Origin of the sequence: Caldivirga sp. MU80, from assembly GCF_001663375.1 — an archaeon.
GTDB lineage: Archaea > Thermoproteota > Thermoprotei > Thermoproteales > Thermocladiaceae > Caldivirga.
The window spans coordinates 1-17,207 of record NZ_LCTF01000042.1 but is presented as its reverse complement, the minus strand read 5'-3'; the positions used below and the strand labels follow the sequence as shown (position 1 = coordinate 17,207).

Below are 17,207 nucleotides of genomic sequence, written 5' to 3'. Positions count from 1 at the left end.
TAACCCCAGAGAAAATAGCAGGAATAACCCACGGATCACCATAAGGCCCAATGAACCTCACAACAGTCCTATTACCCACAGTAACAGTCTCAATCCTATAAGGCCTCAAAACTATGAGGGGGGCATTAGGAGACACAGCAGGCCATGCGCATACGCTAGGGCACATTGGGTAGACGTTCAAATAGCCAACATAACCCACGTAGTACAGGCTCACCCTCGAAGGGGAATCACGGGTAAGGTGAGTTACAAGCAACACACCCACCACGGCTACTATGGCTAATGCTAAACCAACCCAAACCCACCAACCCCAACCCATACCACCTACACCTAAAAACCAACTTATATTCCCTCCCCCAATATTGAGTATGAAGCAGAATATAGCCCACTACCCCATCATTGCATTAGGAATCACAAACACGGCCACTCACCTTGGTGGGTTGGGTTTCTGCGCCCACCGGCTTCCCATCATCTTTTCGTAGTTCCTCGTGGGTATTGGCTTCACCACCCAGTACCACCAATCACCTCATAGCCCACCACACCAGCAATACAGCAAAAAGATGATGAAACTTACTTTTCATCCAACACCCACCACACGCCTCATGGCGATGATTTTCAAACCCAACCCCAAGCCCCCGAAACCCACAGCAACAAGAAAACCCCAGCAACAGGCAGGAAGCCACCACAAACCCAAGGGAGACCACCAAGAAGGAGACAGCAGGAATTTCACAAACCACCACCCCCAGAGAGGCGGTAACGTTTACTGTTACGTGGTTAAGCATTTATATTATGCATTGCTTAGGTTTATTGGTGTTTTTAACCGTTAGAGCCCTTATTAGCCTGGGTGGGCCGCTGAACCTAGGATCCTGCGCAGTGCCTTAATCCTGCGTGGTGTTGCTGGGCTTTTTAGCTTATTGAGAGGGAGGTTAATAGAGTAGGAGAGCCCTCTCCCTTAACCTGCCTGTTTCTGGGTCAACCTCAAGTTCAAGCACCTCAAGTGTGGTTACGCCAATGAGCACCTTGTCTATGATATCCGAGATTAGCACTGGGACAACCTCAGACCTACCCTCAATCTCTATGAGCGCCCTTGACCTATCAACCTCGATGACACCGGCCCCGGTCTCAACCCTTGACCTGCCTATTACCCTAAGCCCAAGCTCATTAGCAATGGCCCTAGGCACCACCGTTAACGTGGCTCCAGTGTCCACGAGTGCCCTGGCCTCAATGACCCTTGAACCATCCTCACTACCAACCTTCACCGTAACCCAGACATGGCCCATTGTGAATAATCCGGGGCCTGTTATTTAAGGGTAACCTTAGCGGCGCCTTAACTAAGGCTAAGTACCTTAGTTTCACGTAGTCTCATTGACTGACTGGTTTAGCTGGTGTACTTTTAATTGCGTCAGTGGCGAGAATTACCAATCACCCCTTCATTAAAGTCCTGGCTCATCACGCCGTTTTGCTGGTTTTGCCTTTAATTTAAAGCCTTCTGGCTTGTTGGGTGTTCCTGTTTTTAATTACAGCAATGTAAACATTTATAAGCGTGCGCCCGGTGACTTATGCGGTATTAATGGAGGAGCAGGATGATAGGGAGAGTAGGGTTAAACTCGTGGAGAACCTCCTCAAGATTGTTAATGATGAGGCTAGGAATTCCCTCCAGGGGGTTTTGAGGGATGTGCCTGGCATCTTTAACCTCTTTAAGGATACGTACGGCTTCAACACGAGTTACGTTGATTTAAGTGAAGGTGGCTTACTCATACTGGAGTCCGTGTGCTCCCAATCGAAGAGCACCGGTAATGAGGCCCTTGCCCCATTAATGAGGTTCATTGGGCTTGACCCAGGTGTACAATCAACCTACCCATTCACGGTTAGCCTAGGCCTAATCTGCATGCCATCCCAGGAGGGTTTAAGCTACCAGGGTGAGGGGCCCAGCGTGGAGGAGGGGGCACTCTACTTCGTGTCCGGCTTCAGTGAGGCTGGTGGGGTTGGTGATGTTAAGCTTTACTGCGCCAGGAGGGTTATCGTTAAGCCTGGTTCACTGGCCAGTGAGGTTAAGGTTAGTGGTGATGAGCTTGTTAATGAGGCAGCCAAGGCCTGTAGGGGATTTAGGGAGAGCCATAGTGAGCTGGTTAAGTCCTTCAACGAGTACTTCGGCCTTGAGCCAGCGGAGGTTGTTGAGATCGATGAGGGCTCCGTGGGCGTCGACCTACCCCTTAGCCTAAACCTAATGGAGCCCATTAAGGCCCTGGCCACCAGGTTGAAGTCCGCCATATCCGAGGAGAAGCCAACCCTAATGCTCCTAGGCATACAGTGCACTGGGGGAGTGAGTGAGGATTACGTGCTGAATGCCAGTGAGGACGGCGTCCTCGTGGTTGGTAGGAGACTTAGTGATGGGTGTTTAAGGTACTTCATGGTTAAGTAACGCTATGGTTACTTACGTACAGCCCAAGGTAAGGTTCAAATGCACCCTCTGCGGTGAATGCTGCAGGAGGTACTGGATAACTGTCACCGTAGATGACTTGCTGGCCATCTTCATAAACTCAGGTTTAAGGCCAAGTGAGGTCTCGGCGCTTTACAACGCCAACGTGGCTGGTGACTGGCAGGCGCCCAGGATTAGGCTGAGGGATGGTTACTACTACCTGGTGCTTAGGAAGAGGGTTGATGGCTCATGTATATTCAATGAGTGGAGGGGGGATAGGATGATATGCACTATACATAGCTATAAGCCATTAACCTGCAGATTCTACCCATTCATATACCACTGGGTTTATGACAAACTTTACTTTGAGCTCTACGATAAGGCCATGGGCTACTGCCCAGGGGTTGGTAATGGGCCTATTGTTGACTTGGCGAGGGAGAGCGAGTACGCGGTTAAGTCTAGGGAGGCTAAGGAGAGGTTTAGGGTATTCGTTAACCACTGGAACAAGCTGGTTGATGATAAGTCCGTGGAGGCAACCGTGGACTCATTCATGAATTACCTAGACTGCGTTATTGGCTTACTGGCCGGTAGGCCCCTTGAGTGCCCAGGCGTATTCAAAGTTAATGAATTACTGCCCGCCTTAACCGGTGGACCTCTCCATTAACCTGAGGTTAAGTCTCCTTAGCTCGCCCAGTACCTTATCGATAAACCTCTCGTAGAGGGGCCACTTATCCTCACCGACCCTACCCCTAATCACCTCCATTACGGCATTGTAGTTCTTGAACTTTTCATTAAGTTCCCTCCACGGTATGCCCCTCAACCCGTCACTGAGCTCCTTATCGAAGCTGAGTTTACCAAGCATCATTAGTACTGACATTATTGGGTAGCCCACGTAACCTCTATACACCGTGCCGTTATCATTACTGTAAACGAGCCCCCTCCCCTCATCAACGTAGACCGTGTAGCTCCTGGAGCCATCACTGGACACTATGACGTAGTGGTCACCCTCCCTCCTAACGCGCCCATCCGCTATTGCCGATAAGGCCTCGAGGACCTTGATCCTAGGGGGTAGTCTTAGCCTCCTCTCCACGGTCTTTATCACTCAACCTGGCTAATAAACCTTTACACCATGAGTTTAGATGATGGGAAACGCTTATAAGCAGTGGGTTGGTTAGGCATTAGCCCCAGCCCCTTCCTAAGGGCGGCCTGCCGCGTGGGCGGTGCGGCTTCCTGTGATGAGACGGGGACGGTAATGAGCATGGTGACTGGAATTCCACGCACTGATTCAGCTTCGTGGAAATAATTGAAATGTTTTTACCTAACTGCACTAAGCCTTTAACCACTATCTCAGCAGGATGAGGGCCACAAGGCCGTAGAGCGCTATGGTCTCTACGAAGGCCAATACTAAGAAGAATACCAAGATGTCCCTCTTCTCGACGGATGCCGATGCTATTGCAGCCCCGGCTATCCCCATACCCACACCAGCCCCAATGGCCGCTAGCCCGAAGGCTAAGCCTGCGCCAAGGTACCTGTACGACTGGTCAGTGGTGGCCTGCGCGTTCAACACGGGTAGCGTTGATAGTAAGGCTATTAGTGCTACTGCAAGCCACTTATTCATATTGATCAAATAGCCCTGGATGCGCATATTTTTAAGCATTAACTACGCTTAGGGGTATGCTACCCGCCATAGTGGTGATTAGGGCTAAGGATGAGGAGTTGGCCAGGGGGCAGGGTGTGGTTGAGGTACCTATACTCAAGCCGATTCCTAATGATGAGGCGTTAGGCAGGTTAAGGGAATTATGCATGAAGAGGTGGGATGTGGTGGTCTTCATGAGCACAACAGCCGTGAAGTACGCCTATGATGTGGTTAAGCAGCCTTGCTGGGTTAGGTGCATGGCCGTTGGCCCATCCACTAGGGCCTTTGTTGAGGAGTATTTCCACGACTCATGCCTAGTGCCCAATGAATACTCAAGCATGGGGCTACTCCAAATGCTAAGGCACATAGATGGTAAGGTACTGGTGCTGAGGTCCATGGAGCACGCCCTCGATTTATTCAAGGAGCTGGGTGATAGGGTTGTTGAACTGGGGCTATATGGGCTTACCTTGATTAATGAGGAGTTAGGCAAGCTTAAGGGGCTACTGAGTGAAGTCGAGTCCAGTGGGGTTAAGTACGCGGTGGTGGTGACGAGCCCAAGGGTTGCACGTGAGGTTAGCAGCATGTTAACCAACCTCAGGAACGCCATCATAGTTGCCATAGGACCCGTTACCTCAAGAGAATTGAACAAGCTTAACATACCCCATAGGGTTGCCGCAGTACACACTATAGATGGAGCCGTGGAGGAGGCTAGACTGGCTCTACGCGAACTCAATAAGGGTTATGGCTAAGCCAACCCTTGTGCCAGCTATCAGTGTGAAATGGTTTTTAAGAAACCCCCTTAGGGCGCGTTACGTGCAACTTAACTACTCGCAGAGACCTCTCCTGGTGTTTTGGGAAACCACTAAGGCTTGTCCATTAAGCTGCAGGCATTGTAGAGCCAACGCAATATTGAAGCCACTACCAGGTGAGTTAACCACCAGCGAGGGTAAGGGGCTCATTGAGCAGGTGGCCGACTTCGGTAAACCAACCCCAGTGCTAATCCTAACGGGCGGTGACCCACTCACGAGGGGGGACTTATTCGAGCTTATTGATTACGCCAAGTCCCTGGGAGTGCCCGTTGCGGTATCACCCACCGTATCAGAAAGGTTACTTGACGGCGAAGTGATAGGTGAGTTGAGGAGGGTTCACTCAGTGTCCATTAGCCTTGACGGTGCATCACCGGTGACCCATGACTACATTAGGAATAGGGAGGGGGTGTTCAACCTAACGATAAGGGCCATATCAACGCTACTGGGTAGTGGCGTTAGGGTTCAGGTTAACACAACCCTCATGAAGCTTAATGTCCATGAACTACCGCTAATTGTCAAGACACTTAGGGACCTTGGCGTATACACATGGGAGGTCTTCTTCCTAATACACGTGGGTAGGGGTATTGAACTCGAGGCTCTAACGCCGGAGGAGACCGAGGACGTGATCAACGTGCTTTACGACGTGTCGAAGTACGGCTTCACCGTTAGGACTGTTGAGGCGCCATTTTACAGGAGGGTTACGTTAACCAGGTATGCCATTGAGAACGGCATAATTAACGTGGAGCCTAAGCTCGGCCCACTTTACCGCCAACTCCACGAGGGCATGGTTAAGGTTATTGGCCCTGAACCACCTAAGCTGGCTAAGAAGCCTACGGTGGCTAGGACCAGGGATGGTGATGGGATAATATTCGTCGCCTATAATGGTGACGTATCGCCAAGTGGCTTCCTACCCATTAGGCTGGGTAATGTGAGGGAGGAGAGCCTAGTCAAAATATACAGGGAAAACCCCACCCTACAACGCATAAGGAGGGGTGAATATGGGGGTAGGTGCGGGCGCTGCGAATTCAGGTTCATATGCGGGGGGTCTAGGGCAAGGGCATACGCGGAGTACGGTGACCCGCTCGCCGAGGACCCGGCATGCGTGTATGAGCCAGGAAGCGTGAAATTACCCACGGACCTCCTCCCAGTGTAGATACCGGAAACCACCAACACCCTCATTCCCATAGTCCCTCGCATTATTGGCCTGGGACTTAAGCTATGGTTGTTAGTCGGCCATTAACGGCGCATGAAAGGGCATGGTTATGCGTGGAAATCCTTAAAAGGCACACCTCCAGGGTAGGCTGAATGGTTAGCGTTAAGGATGTGCCGCAGGATAAGCTCGTGGAGCGACTGGCCAGGTACCTTAAGGACAACGTACCCCAGGTCAAGCCACCCCAATGGGCCGTTTACGTTAAGACTGGGAGGAATAAGGATAGGCCACCCCAGAACGACGACTGGTGGTACATTAGGGCAGCCGCGGTATTGAGGAGGATATACCTAAACGGGCCCGTTGGCCTCGGGAGCCTTAGGTCATCCTTCAGCTACAGGGCTAAGGTAGGGCCCAGGGTTAGGAGTGAAAGAACCGCTAAGGCCGGTGGGGCAATCATAAGGACTATTCTACATCAACTGGAGGCGGCGGGGTTCGTTGAGAAGACCAACGGTGGTAGGGTGATTACGGCTAAGGGTAGGTCACTGCTTGATAAGTTAGCCGCCGAGCTGTTTAAGGAGCTTAAAATCAACATTAAGGTGTTTCCGCAGTAGCGCCTTCACCGCATTTAAGCGTGCAGTTGAACCTGGACAGCACCTCTAACAGGAACCTCATGGCCCCCCTATACTCCTCTAACCCATACTGAGTAATCCTGTAATACTTTGAGCCATCCTTACTGAAGCTCTCCACCAACCCATCCCTCTCCATCTTGTAAAGCACCACGTAGACTGATACGGTAGTCACGTTTATGGCGTACTTACCCTTAATGTCCTTCACTATCTCGTAACCTGTCTTAGGGCCTTGGATCAGTGAATTAACCACGTATATCCATAGGTTCTCCTTAGTAATCTTGCTGATGAACCTAGCCAGGGCCTTACCCACATTACCCGACCCTGGTTAAGCTTTATAACTTATCCAGGCTGATTTGAACCAATGATAGGTAGGGTTAAGGAGGCTCTTGAACATGCCTTGGTTAGAATCGCCCCGGCATTACCCAGGAACCCAAACCTACTTACAGTAATGGGTCTGATGGTGTCGCTGGCTGCTATACCTGCAGCCTTAATTAGGCAATACCCGGTGCTACTGCCAATCATAGTTTTAGTATCGGGTTTCTTCGATGTTGCTGATGGGTTATCGGCTAGGTTTAACAATAGGGTTTCCAACTCGGGGGCCTTCCTTGACTCAGCCTTGGATAGGTTTGAGGACTCTGCCATAATAATTGCGGTTGCCGTGTTGGGTGGCTTGAGCGACGTGCTCCTGATTGAAGCCTACGTGGCCGTGGTTGGTTCACTATTGACGAGTTACATGAGGGCTAGGGCTGAGTCACTGGGCTTAAGGATGCTTGGGGTTGGCTTCTTCGAGAGACCTGAACGCCTAATCTACATATTCACCCTAACCCTAATATACGCCCTAGTCAGGAGAATCGAGATCTTAACCTACGGTATGGGGTTATTCGCATTAATAACCCTGGTGACCGCCGTACAACGCACAGTGGTTGCCTACAGGCTACTTAAGAACCATTAACCACTCATCACCAAGTCAGGGCTCCAGACCCCTATCACCGGGTCCCCTGACCCTCATGCAGTAGGGTTGAATAGACAATATAAGCTTAACCTCGATGCGAACTTCCCTGTACCTTGGGCATAGGTGGGTTAACTTTTAAACCATGACTAAGCCTTAGCCTGGATGCTGAGGATAGCCCTCATAGGGCTGGGTAACGTTGGAAAGGCATTCGTAAAGGTGTTGCTGGCTAAAGCTGGTGAACTAGCGAAGCTGGGTTATGAACCATGTGTGGTTGGTGCCTTAGCCTCTAGGGGTGGTGTGATGGGTGATGGGTGCCTAAGCAATAAACTCTTGGCTGAATTAGCCGACAAGGGGCTCTACGGAGCCACTGAGGTGAGGAGTATTGAGCTTGGCGATTTGATAAGCCTCAACCCTGATGTGGCGGTGGTTGCCATACCACCAAGCTATAGGACCGGGGAGCCGAACCTGTCTATGTACAGGGAGTTGGTTAGGAATAGGATATCGGTGGTAACAGCTGATAAGACTGGGCTGGCCCTAGCCTACCAGGAACTAGTGGGTGAGGCTAGGGCTAGGGGTGTCTACCTAGGCTTCACGGCCACGGTGATGGCCGGCACGCCAGCCCTACCGTTACTAAGGGGTTTAAGGGGTAGGAGCATTGACTCAATTACCGGCGTGTTAAACGCCACATCGAACTACGTTCTAACGCTGGTTGAGGGTGGGTTACCCATGATTGATGCGGTTAAGAGGGCTGTGGAGGAGAAGATTGCCGAACCAGACCCGTCAATAGACCTAGGTGGCCTAGATGCAGCAGCCAAGGCAGTGATAATGGCAAACACGGTGGGTCTCCCCGTTAGTTTAAGGAATGTTGAGGTTCAGTCGCTGTTAAACCTCAATGAGGCTTACATTAGGGATGCCGTGAGGAGGGGGGTTAGGGTTAAGCAGGTTGCCTCAATAGACTTAGCTAAAGGTAGGGTGTCTGTTAAGCCAATGGAGGTGCCAGCCGGTGGGGTGCTTGGTTCAGTGAGCGGCAACTACAACACATTAATCATTAGGCTTAGGGATGGCAATGAAATAACGCTAATTGGGCCCACGGGGCCCGCTGGGGCCACGGCTGAGGTAATGTTCAGCGACCTGCTTGAGTACGTGGAGCTACGCTTAATGATGGGGAAAGGGTAATAAGGGTTAAGCCAACCTAAGGCGCTGGTGATGTGGATCTCGAGTCCTGATAAGTGACGATGGCTCGCATGGCTGATTCAATCACCACGGCTCGTTCTTAAGGCCAAGTAGGTAGGCCCCTGTATTGGTGGCTAGGTGTATTGGTGGGGTTATCAACACCGCGGTTACGATAATGGGTACTGTTAATAGGCTTGGGTTAATGATGTAAAGTGCCAGTAGTGACGCAAGTAGGAAGTCTAACTGATCCAGTAGGGGGGCTGGCTCCCCCCTCCTTAACCCAAGCCTCCTCTTAATGAAGGCGCCAAGCATATCCCCTAGGAGGGCTGCAATGGACATGACCAGCGAGTCCAGTATTGACGGGTACTTGAACACTGAACCCACCATTAGGTAAATCACGTAGTCCACGAGGTAACCAACCAAGGTACCCAGGACCACGCCCATCGCTAACCCCTCGTAGGTTTTACCGTCACCAAGCACCCTCCTACCGTCAATGAAGACCCTGTTTAAGTCGACTGGGTGCAGCCTACCTCTAAATACCCTCCTGGCTAAAACTGGGGTTGCGTTAGCCACGTAGGGTGGCCATACTATGAGTAGTGCCTGGGCCACTAACCAACCTATGTTCATAACTAGTCCATGGGCCTTTCGTGGAATGCCGATAGGTGTGCTATGGCCGAGGACCTGTATTTAAACACCCTACCACAGGCTAAGCAGACCCAAATCATGACGCTGCCCTTCCTGAAGCCGGCTATCATGTGTTCCTTCATGTGCCTCATGGCTTGCCCCTCACCTTGAACCTTAGCTTGACATATGTCGCACGTGTAATTCTTCCCACCAACCTTGAGGTGCTTCCTCATGTGCGTGACCATGGATTCAATGGGCACCTTCTCACCGCACTTAGGGCATGTTAACTCGGTTGGCTGTGGGACCATGCTGTAGTCTAGTTTTAATCCCTTAACCTCACCCATGTAGTTGCATATTGGGCAAACCACTACCTTTAACGGTGCGTAGGCTGCCTCAGCCATGGCTCACCATAATCCCTGTTGCTTTTTAAGCATTAAGCAAGGTCACCTAACCCTAATGACCCTATTCCTCGTTAAAACCGTGGCCGCAATAGCCCACACATCAATAACCAGTATGCCGTAGACCTCAAGGGTGGCGGTGGAGGGCCATTTAAGGAGGAGCGCAGGTAAGGGGGCTAGTAAGCCAAGGAGCAGGAGCGGCACACCATAGTTAAGATTACGGTCGATCACTAGGCCTATACTCCACGTCACAACGGCCAGGTCCATTTGCGTGAAGAACCACTGTGAAACGAAGGCATGTGGGTAGGTGCCCTCATGGAATACGCCAATTAGTGCCAGGAATATTGAGGCAACGGCAACGAATGAGGAGCCCATGGCCTCGATCTTATTGCCGGAAACCAGTAGGAGGTATATCGAGTAGGTGAACATGACTATGGCGGTGGCCACAAGCCCATAGTTATAAACCCAGTAATAATTGGCATGGGGGTTCCCTAAGTCGCTTAGGGCGTTATGCAGCAGGTTGAACCAAGGGTTAAGGCTAATGCTAACGATTATTACAATCCATGCCAATGCAGCCGCAGCGACGCCCATGTATGTTAACGCATCCTTAACCGTAGCCATATTTATGAGTCATCTTCAACTCTTTAAAGTATTAACTTAAGAAAAGCTTAATAAGAGGTGACCTAGGGGTTGATCTGGGGGCCGTAGTCTAGCCTGGTTAGGATGCCGGCCTGGGGCGTCAGCCCCGTTGACTAGCCGACACGGAGGTTGGGCGTCGGCCGTTCTTTAGCACCAGACACATTCATCCATTTCCATAATTCGCAAAATCACACACAGCGTTAAATCTATGCATTTTATTAATTCATTAATTAATTATATTAATTGATAATGAAACTTGGTTAATAATTCACCAGTTTTGAGTGGGCATTCACCTACTTACCTTAGCCATAAGCCCCCTTATATCATCAATGAGCTTCTTCTCGTAATCCACAAGAACCTTGTAGTCGCTGTTCTTAACCTCCATTTTGAGTCTCGTTAGTCTCCTGACTGATTCTAGTTCCCTAATGTTGTTCGCTGGTACACCGGCATTAACAGCCTCTAGGCCAACCCTGTAGTAAGTTATCATTAATCTTAGTAGCCAATACTGCTTCTCAGGGGCTGATGGAGTGTCCACTGGGTTGAAGGCGTCCTGCTTAAGGAAGCCCTCACGTAGCATGAGTGCGACGTTCATTATGTGCTTCTCCACTTCACTAAGCGCCTCACTGCCAAGTATCCTAACTATCTCCGATAACTCAGCCTCCCTGGTTAAAACCTCTATGGCTATCCTCCTCAACTCGCCCCAATCCTCACCCACAGTCTTACTATACCAAGGCGCCACGGTGTCGACATACCTACTGAAGCCCTGGAGCCAATTTATGGCTGGGTAGTGCCTTGAGTAGGCTAGCCTGGCGTCGAGGGGCCAGAAGGCGCCTATGAACCTGAGGGTGTGGCTTGTGACGGGTTCCGTGAAGTCCCCGCCAGGTGGGCTAACCGAGGCGGCTATGGTCAATGAGCCAACCTTACCCTCACCCCCAAGCAGCTTAACCCTACCAGCCCTCTCATAGAACTCGGCAAGCCTAGTGGGTAGGTAGGCTGGGAACCCCTCCTCACTGGGCATTTCACCAATCCTAAGGGCCACCTCACGCATTGCCTCAGCCCAACGGCTGGTGGAATCGGCCATGAGCAACACGTCGTAGCCCTGGTCCCTGAAGTACTCGGCTATCGTGGCCCCCATGTATATGCTGGCCTCCCTAGCGGCCACCGGCATGTTAGAGGTGTTCACTATTATGGTTTCCCTCTCCAACAGTGGACGCCCTGAGACTGGGTCTGTTAGTTTAAGTAGGCCCTGCAACGCATCCGCAGCCTCATTACCCCTCTCACCGCATAGGACTGGGACACTGTACTGGGTCCTGGCGTAAAGCATCAGTGACCTTATGGTGACTGTCTTGCCTGAGCCAAATGGGCCGGGTATTGATGCAGCCCCACCCTTAGCTATTGGGAACACGGTGTCAATGACCCTTATCCCAGTTATGAGCGGTTCGCTTGGCGGTAGCTTCTCCAGGAATGGCCTTGGCCTCCTAACAGGCCACTTATGCCACATCTTAACCTTAACTACGCCGTCACTGGTCTCAACCTCGGCAATGTCATCATTAAGCGTGTAGTCACCCTCAGGGGCCACGTACTTAACCACCCCAGGCCTGTACAGTGGTGGGTAAAGTATCCTGTGTTCGATTAACTGGGTTTCGGGCACCACGCCGAGCACATCCCCAATGTTAACCTTGTCGCCAACCTTAACTCTAGGTAGCCACCTCCACCTTTTACTGAAGTCTAGGGGTGGCGCCCTATCGTAGTTAATACCCCTGGCTATGAATGGCCTCCCCATCTGATCAAAGATAACCTTCAGGGGTCTTTGGACACCATCGTAAACCTGCCCAATTATCCCCGGCCCAAGCCAGGCGCTGAGCATCTCACCAGTCCTAACAACAGGCTCACTTGGCTTAACCCCCGTGGTGTCTTCGTAGACCTGTATGAAGGCGTTTTCACCCTGAACCCTAACAACCTCCCCGAATAGGCCCAGTTCACCCACGAAGACCAGCTCATAAAGCCTGGCGCCAGGTAACTCAGCCTTGACCACGGGGCCATTCACAACCAGTATCCTACCGGTTCCCTGGCTGCTCATCATTGCTTGACCACCTCATTAATGTACGCCTTAATTATACCCCTTATGTAGTCCACCATGCGGTTTAACACGTCATCAACCGTAGCCCTATAGGTGATTGAACTATCCTTTGTTGACGCTATGAAGCCCAACATGCCCTCCTCACCATCATTAAACTCCACGCTCACCCCAGCCTTAGCCGCTATCGCGGAGATAACCCCCTTATCCCTAGGTGAACATGTCACCACCAGCTTCCTTGACTGCGCCACCTCAATGGCCTGTGCGAATAATGCCTCAAGTAACTTACCATAGGCTTCACTACCCCTCATGTCGGCTATGCGCCTCTTAACCTCATTAATCACCCCACTGGTTAATTCGTCCATGAGGGCCAGGTACTCGGTCTTAATGCTCATTGACGCGTCGTATAGCTTATACTCTCTACTCAACATGACTTGCCTATCCACTTCCTCAAGTTCATTGCTATGCTTCCTAATAACATCCTCTACGGCGTTCATTAACTCCGCCTCGTACTTCAACCCAAGGTTCGTGACCCACTCCTCCGAATCAGCTTTAACCTTATCTATCACACTGTTTATTAATCGAATCAACTGCTCTGACATGTCCAATCACTGGTAGCCGACACTGGAGGTTTTTAAGCATATGCAGGTTTCGGCACGACTAATGTTCATTAGACTACAGTAAAGCCCATAACCAAGGCATTGACCTCCTGCCTAGGTGAGCCAAGGAGCTAAAGACCCAGCACTGATCTTAAAATCGCCATGTAGTTAACCTCACTATAACCAGCGCCGCCTAGGGATGGGACCTCGAGTATTAGTGGTTTCCTAACCCTAGTCCTCAGGTTTACGAATTCCTGCCCAGCCGCACTACTAATGTTACTTGTGACTAGTATAGCCGCCACGTCGTCCATGGCCATGAGTTCCTTAATCCTGGGTATGATCGACTTAGCGTCCGTGACGTAACCCTCGAATCCAATTAGCCTAAAGGCGTTTACAGTATCCTCATCACCAAGTATCACAACCCTCATTACCTACACCACCCACCCAGCCTTATTAATGCTTAACCTCATGACCGAGTGAAACTAGGGGATGATGATTAGCACTAGGTAGATGATTAGCGTTAGGATTAACGTAAGTACCGCCAACTCAACGTAACTGGTAACCACATCAGTATTCATGATACATGACCAAGGCGGTATTCCTTAAAAACAGAACTGTTAAACAAAATTGTTGAACAATATGCCTAACAGGCAATGGGGTGGTTTGCATGGATCCTGACCTGATTAGGGTTGAGGCGATTCCACAGGATGTTAGGCGGAAGGTACTTGAATACGTGACTGGGGTTAAGGGTATTGGGCCTAGTGACCTTGGTTACAATAAGACCTACATGTACAGGGTTAGGCACGGCATGGTGCCGATTAGTGACGGGCTCTTTAAGGCTTTACTCAGGTTCATTGACATTGATGAGTACGCTCGCCTAGTAGGCTCTGCACCACCATTAGTTGAGGCTACTCCTGATGACATTGTTCGTGTTGTTAAGAAGGCTCTTGTTGACAAGTCCTTCAGGAATCTATTGTTTGATATGCTTAGGCAGGCTTTTGGTGACGAGTTCCGTGAGTATAGGGCTTCTTGGACTGTGAAGGAGGCTGACATTGAGGAGTTTGTGAGGGCTAAGAGGCTTAAGGGGTTAAGTGGTAGGACTATTCGTGATGAGGTTCGTTACATTCGCCTAGCCTTGAGTGAGCTTAACTGGGTTCTTGAACCTGAGGGTATCCGTGAGTACATTGCTGGCTTAGCCGAGGAGGGTGAGTATAATATTGCAAGGCACGTGTCAGTCGGCTTGAAGAGCATCCTAAAGACCGTGCTTAAGCCAAGAGACCCTGCACTATTCAGGCTACTCTATGATTCCTTCACAGTGTATAAGCATAAGGCTAGTACCCACGTTAAGCTACCCACACTTGAACAACTGCGCCTAATATGGGCCAGGCTACCGAGTGTTGAAGCCAGGTTCTACTTCACTGTACTGGCTGAGTGTGGTTTACGCCCATCGGAGCCATTCCTAGCCAGCATCGATGACCTAGACCTTGAGCATGGTGTAATACGCATTGGTAAGGTTACTGAGACTAAGCGCTCCTTCGTAGCCTTCCTAAGGCCTGAGTTTGCTGATTGGGTTAGGGAGTCTTACCTACCAGCCAGGGAGGCGTTAATCAAGGCTAAGCTTGATATTGTGAGGGCAGATTACCTAGGCGTAAACGCCAACGCAGAGGATTGGGCAAGGAGGCTAATACCCTTCGACCGTGGTAGGCTTAGGAGGGAGATTAAGGAGGCTGCCAAACAGGTTCTCGGCAGAGAGCTTGAGCTCTACGAGCTCAGAAAGTTCTTCGCCACGTGGATGATTTCACAGGGTGTGCCTGAATCAATTGTCAACACCCTGCAGGGTAGGGCACCACCAAGTGAATTCAGGATACTTGTTGAACACTACTGGAGTCCCAGGCATGAGGAGTTAAGGCAATGGTACCTGCGCTATGCGCCTAGGGTTTGTTGCTGAATTTTAGTGGTTAAGTTTCGGTAAGCACCAATGCTGAGAGTCAAATCACTTCCCCTTCACACCACCAGACCAACAAAAGAATAAAAATGATTATTATCAATTTGGAATATTTTGGTTGTGTAATTGGTTCCAGCCTAAGAACAATAACATGAATATATTCTTCCTAATGAATGGAAATATTTTCAATTACTCACTTGCCTCAGAACAATATAGTTGGAAATGTAACTGTGGCTTGCTTGGATGCTCTACATGTAGTGCCTACGCAACACCTCCAGCATCACCTGCAAGTATTCCAACACCACCCGCAAGTGTTCTTTGTGTAATAACGGGGGAATGTAAACCAATATTCGCACAATCATACATAAATGCATATAGCACTGCATTTAATCAACCTGTAAATCGCCAATATGCTTTGAATAAGTATTATCAACCATTCGATTCTAATGAAGTAAATAGTAATTTTGTACCTGGAACATTTGGATATGAAGAGGAATACAGCAGTTATTCGCAATCTCTTGCTATAAATTATTTGCAAGACGATGCGAGTGTATATGTTGGAACTCCTTATTTATTTGTCTCAGCAGGATCTGGTGGTGGATCGGGATTTATGTATTTAGATTGGGTTATAGTAACGTATGGAGTACCTTATGTTATGAGTATATCATAAAAATTTCTAAAAATTAGCTAGATATATTGTATACCTGAGATGGAGCAATAAAGCTAGAAAAGGCTGAACCAGAAGGACTAGAAGTTATACCATATGGAATTATAGTTTTGTTAGGTAGCACTAATAAACCTCCTCCAACAAAATTTAGAGAGTGTTGGTGATATAGAATTATTTCTTGTGGTAGAGTTCCTGTTGTGTTTGTCCATTGGAATACTGGTGAGTTTCCTGGCCTGCTGCATATGTTCCTGGTGTATTTATTGCTACTTCAAAGTTAGGTACCCATTTATCATATGTGTAGAATCCTGCAATGTTTGCTGGGTTTATACTACTTGCCTCTATTATGTAATATGTTTGTCCATTTATTGTTACCTGTTGAACTGGTACCTGACCTTTAATTACATAGAAATCCTGTAAAGGCACATACGGTTGATTATTCACTGGATCAGTTTGTCCAACAAATTGATTATTCAACTGAACTATTGCATTATGATTTTTAATGATTGTGTCTGCATATTTCCCATTCCATACTGCATTGGGTAGTGTTGTTCCGTTGGGTAGTATTAAATCACCTTCAGGATCAGTTTGTCCCTTATAACTTATTGTACCGCTTGGTACAAATGCTTCATAACCATTTGGTGAGCCAACGTACTGCACAGGCACCCGGTGCAGTGTCGGTAGTAGTAAAACCAGGGCGGTGGCGACAACCACAACAACCACAACGCCAATGACCACGTACTTCAACGCACCCATAACACCACCAAGGAACACCAAGCAAACCAACCCTATTAAGCATTGCGGCTCAAACAAACCACGCATGCTGAGAGGGATTACCGCTGGGTTTGCCCACTCCAAGCGTCTCTCGGCACCCTAATCATGGTCACTGGTAGGTGTTCAACCCCACAATACAACCAAGACCCAGCCCTAACCACAACCGCTGGTAAGGCAATAACTGCACTAGGATTGATGCATTAACACTCATCATCCACGCATCAATTCACCACCCTAGCTACAACCTCGATAACACCAACCATGCCAACTAGGCAATGAGAACAGACCAGAACCCCGAGACTAACTCCCCAGGGCTAAACGTGGTAGAAGAAGAGCTTGGCTATGGCAAGCCTAAACGACTCACTCTCCAAGTCGCAACACGCCCCATACGCCTCAAGGAACAACCTCCTGAGCAACTTACCGTAATAAGAAGCTCCATCGAGTGCAAGTGCCTTGGCTAGCTTCCCATCGCCATTAATCAATGCGTGGAGCATTAGGGCTAACTGAGCCATTGAATAATCAGGGGCGATTAGTTGGACTAGGGACTTGCCATCAAGCCCATACACCAACTTCCCAAATTCACTAATCAACGCATTGGTATCAAAACCAAGCCCCCTAAGCCAACCCGACCTCTCCTTCTCTAAAATTTGTTTATGAAAACCATTAATTAACTTCCCTCTTAACCACCAAATGGCATCGCTGTCGTTCATGACAGCCAATAC

General features: G+C 49.5%; 24 protein-coding genes. 11 read left to right on the top strand and 13 right to left on the bottom strand.

Annotated features, from left to right (window positions below):
• A partial coding sequence (locus AAX04_RS10480) for a hypothetical protein (RefSeq protein WP_156519818.1) occupies nucleotides 1–316 on the bottom strand: 316 nt, incomplete at its 3' end.
• A gap of 169 nt (nucleotides 317–485) precedes the next feature.
• On the opposite strand from AAX04_RS10480, the gene AAX04_RS12185 reads away from it, so the two are divergent.
• Entirely contained in the window at nucleotides 486–824 is a 339-nt protein-coding gene (locus AAX04_RS12185; RefSeq protein ID WP_162270139.1) for a hypothetical protein, read from the top strand.
• A gap of 99 nt (nucleotides 825–923) precedes the next feature.
• On the opposite strand, the gene AAX04_RS10475 is transcribed toward AAX04_RS12185, so the two are convergent.
• Nucleotides 924–1,277: an aspartyl protease family protein gene (locus AAX04_RS10475; protein ID WP_066798035.1), complete on the bottom strand. Its 354-nt coding sequence runs from the start codon at nucleotides 1,275–1,277 to the stop codon at nucleotides 924–926.
• Nucleotides 1,278–1,567: 290 nt separating this feature from the next.
• On the opposite strand from AAX04_RS10475, the gene AAX04_RS10470 reads away from it, so the two are divergent.
• Both AAX04_RS10470 and AAX04_RS10465 read left to right on the top strand, forming a co-directional pair.
• Entirely contained in the window at nucleotides 1,568–2,419 is an 852-nt protein-coding gene (locus tag AAX04_RS10470; protein ID WP_066798032.1) for a hypothetical protein, read from the top strand.
• A 4-nt stretch (nucleotides 2,420–2,423) separates the two neighbouring features.
• Nucleotides 2,424–3,080 carry a YkgJ family cysteine cluster protein gene (locus AAX04_RS10465; RefSeq protein WP_084761440.1) on the top strand — a complete coding sequence of 219 codons (657 nt, stop codon included), beginning with the start codon at nucleotides 2,424–2,426 and terminating at the stop codon, nucleotides 3,078–3,080.
• Here the strand turns inward: AAX04_RS10465 and AAX04_RS10460 are convergent.
• Nucleotides 3,057–3,506: a hypothetical protein gene (locus AAX04_RS10460; RefSeq protein ID WP_066798029.1), complete on the bottom strand. Its 450-nt coding sequence runs from the start codon at nucleotides 3,504–3,506 to the stop codon at nucleotides 3,057–3,059. The two genes, AAX04_RS10465 and AAX04_RS10460, sit on opposite strands and share 24 nt — an antisense overlap.
• Before the next feature lie 252 nt (nucleotides 3,507–3,758).
• Complete coding sequence (locus tag AAX04_RS10455) at nucleotides 3,759–4,034, bottom strand: hypothetical protein (RefSeq protein WP_066798026.1); 276 nt, start codon at nucleotides 4,032–4,034, stop codon at nucleotides 3,759–3,761.
• 56 nt (nucleotides 4,035–4,090) lie between these two features.
• On the opposite strand from AAX04_RS10455, the gene AAX04_RS10450 reads away from it, so the two are divergent.
• The 3 genes from AAX04_RS10450 (at nucleotide 4,091) to AAX04_RS10440 (ending at nucleotide 6,622) form a co-directional block, all read left to right on the top strand.
• Nucleotides 4,091–4,801, top strand: coding sequence for a uroporphyrinogen-III synthase (locus AAX04_RS10450; RefSeq protein WP_066798023.1), 711 nt, complete (start codon nucleotides 4,091–4,093; stop codon nucleotides 4,799–4,801).
• Nucleotides 4,802–4,865: 64 nt separating this feature from the next.
• Nucleotides 4,866–6,014 carry a TIGR04053 family radical SAM/SPASM domain-containing protein gene (locus tag AAX04_RS10445; RefSeq protein WP_066798020.1) on the top strand — a complete coding sequence of 383 codons (1,149 nt, stop codon included), beginning with the start codon at nucleotides 4,866–4,868 and terminating at the stop codon, nucleotides 6,012–6,014.
• 152 nt (nucleotides 6,015–6,166) lie between these two features.
• Entirely contained in the window at nucleotides 6,167–6,622 is a 456-nt protein-coding gene (locus tag AAX04_RS10440) for a 30S ribosomal protein S19e (RefSeq protein ID WP_066798017.1), read from the top strand.
• Here the strand turns inward: AAX04_RS10440 and AAX04_RS10435 are convergent.
• Complete coding sequence (locus tag AAX04_RS10435) at nucleotides 6,603–6,950, bottom strand: PadR family transcriptional regulator (RefSeq protein ID WP_066798014.1); 348 nt, start codon at nucleotides 6,948–6,950, stop codon at nucleotides 6,603–6,605. The two genes, AAX04_RS10440 and AAX04_RS10435, sit on opposite strands and share 20 nt — an antisense overlap.
• 51 nt (nucleotides 6,951–7,001) lie before the next feature.
• On the opposite strand from AAX04_RS10435, the gene AAX04_RS10430 reads away from it, so the two are divergent.
• Complete coding sequence (locus AAX04_RS10430) at nucleotides 7,002–7,592, top strand: CDP-alcohol phosphatidyltransferase family protein (RefSeq protein WP_066798010.1); 591 nt, start codon at nucleotides 7,002–7,004, stop codon at nucleotides 7,590–7,592.
• A 162-nt stretch (nucleotides 7,593–7,754) separates the two neighbouring features.
• Nucleotides 7,755–8,768 (top strand): homoserine dehydrogenase, encoded by a 1,014-nt coding sequence (locus AAX04_RS10425; protein WP_066798007.1) that lies wholly within the window; start codon nucleotides 7,755–7,757, stop codon nucleotides 8,766–8,768.
• An 81-nt stretch (nucleotides 8,769–8,849) separates the two neighbouring features.
• On the opposite strand, the gene AAX04_RS10420 is transcribed toward AAX04_RS10425, so the two are convergent.
• The 6 genes from AAX04_RS10420 to AAX04_RS10395 all read right to left on the bottom strand — a co-directional run bounded on the left by AAX04_RS10420 (nucleotide 8,850) and on the right by AAX04_RS10395 (nucleotide 13,530).
• Complete coding sequence (locus AAX04_RS10420; protein WP_066798004.1) at nucleotides 8,850–9,392, bottom strand: CDP-2,3-bis-(O-geranylgeranyl)-sn-glycerol synthase; 543 nt, start codon at nucleotides 9,390–9,392, stop codon at nucleotides 8,850–8,852.
• Nucleotides 9,393–9,394: 2 nt separating this feature from the next.
• Nucleotides 9,395–9,790, bottom strand: a complete 396-nt coding sequence (locus AAX04_RS10415) for a hypothetical protein (RefSeq protein WP_066798001.1) — start codon at nucleotides 9,788–9,790, stop codon at nucleotides 9,395–9,397.
• Nucleotides 9,791–9,832: 42 nt separating this feature from the next.
• A complete protein-coding gene (locus AAX04_RS10410; RefSeq protein ID WP_066797998.1) occupies nucleotides 9,833–10,408 on the bottom strand; it encodes a DUF998 domain-containing protein in 576 nt (191 codons plus the stop codon).
• A 307-nt stretch (nucleotides 10,409–10,715) separates the two neighbouring features.
• On the bottom strand, nucleotides 10,716–12,509 hold the full coding sequence (locus AAX04_RS10405) for a V-type ATP synthase subunit A (protein ID WP_066797995.1): 1,794 nt from the start codon (nucleotides 12,507–12,509) through the stop codon (nucleotides 10,716–10,718).
• Nucleotides 12,506–13,105, bottom strand: a complete 600-nt coding sequence (locus AAX04_RS10400) for a V-type ATP synthase subunit E (protein WP_084761436.1) — start codon at nucleotides 13,103–13,105, stop codon at nucleotides 12,506–12,508. Before AAX04_RS10400 ends, AAX04_RS10405 begins: the two co-directional genes overlap by 4 nt.
• 128 nt (nucleotides 13,106–13,233) lie before the next feature.
• Nucleotides 13,234–13,530 (bottom strand): V-type ATP synthase subunit F, encoded by a 297-nt coding sequence (locus AAX04_RS10395; RefSeq protein WP_066797989.1) that lies wholly within the window; start codon nucleotides 13,528–13,530, stop codon nucleotides 13,234–13,236.
• A 239-nt stretch (nucleotides 13,531–13,769) separates the two neighbouring features.
• Here AAX04_RS10395 and AAX04_RS10390 point away from each other — a divergent pair, with 239 nt between their 5' ends.
• Both AAX04_RS10390 and AAX04_RS11690 read left to right on the top strand, forming a co-directional pair.
• Nucleotides 13,770–15,050, top strand: a complete 1,281-nt coding sequence (locus AAX04_RS10390) for a site-specific integrase (protein WP_066797986.1) — start codon at nucleotides 13,770–13,772, stop codon at nucleotides 15,048–15,050.
• Nucleotides 15,051–15,198: 148 nt separating this feature from the next.
• The gene (locus AAX04_RS11690; protein WP_202904440.1) at nucleotides 15,199–15,717 is read left to right on the top strand and encodes a hypothetical protein; all 519 of its coding nucleotides are present in this window, start codon (nucleotides 15,199–15,201) and stop codon (nucleotides 15,715–15,717) included.
• 168 nt (nucleotides 15,718–15,885) lie between these two features.
• Here AAX04_RS11690 and AAX04_RS10385 read toward each other — a convergent pair whose 3' ends face one another.
• Entirely contained in the window at nucleotides 15,886–16,485 is a 600-nt protein-coding gene (locus AAX04_RS10385; RefSeq protein WP_202904439.1) for a hypothetical protein, read from the bottom strand.
• 24 nt (nucleotides 16,486–16,509) lie between these two features.
• Between AAX04_RS10385 and AAX04_RS12020 the strand changes: the two genes are divergently transcribed.
• Nucleotides 16,510–16,689, top strand: a complete 180-nt coding sequence (locus tag AAX04_RS12020; RefSeq protein ID WP_156519816.1) for a hypothetical protein — start codon at nucleotides 16,510–16,512, stop codon at nucleotides 16,687–16,689.
• 110 nt (nucleotides 16,690–16,799) lie between these two features.
• On the opposite strand, the gene AAX04_RS12180 is transcribed toward AAX04_RS12020, so the two are convergent.
• Nucleotides 16,800–17,207 (bottom strand): hypothetical protein (locus AAX04_RS12180; protein WP_162270138.1); only part of this gene is annotated, 408 nt, incomplete at its 5' end.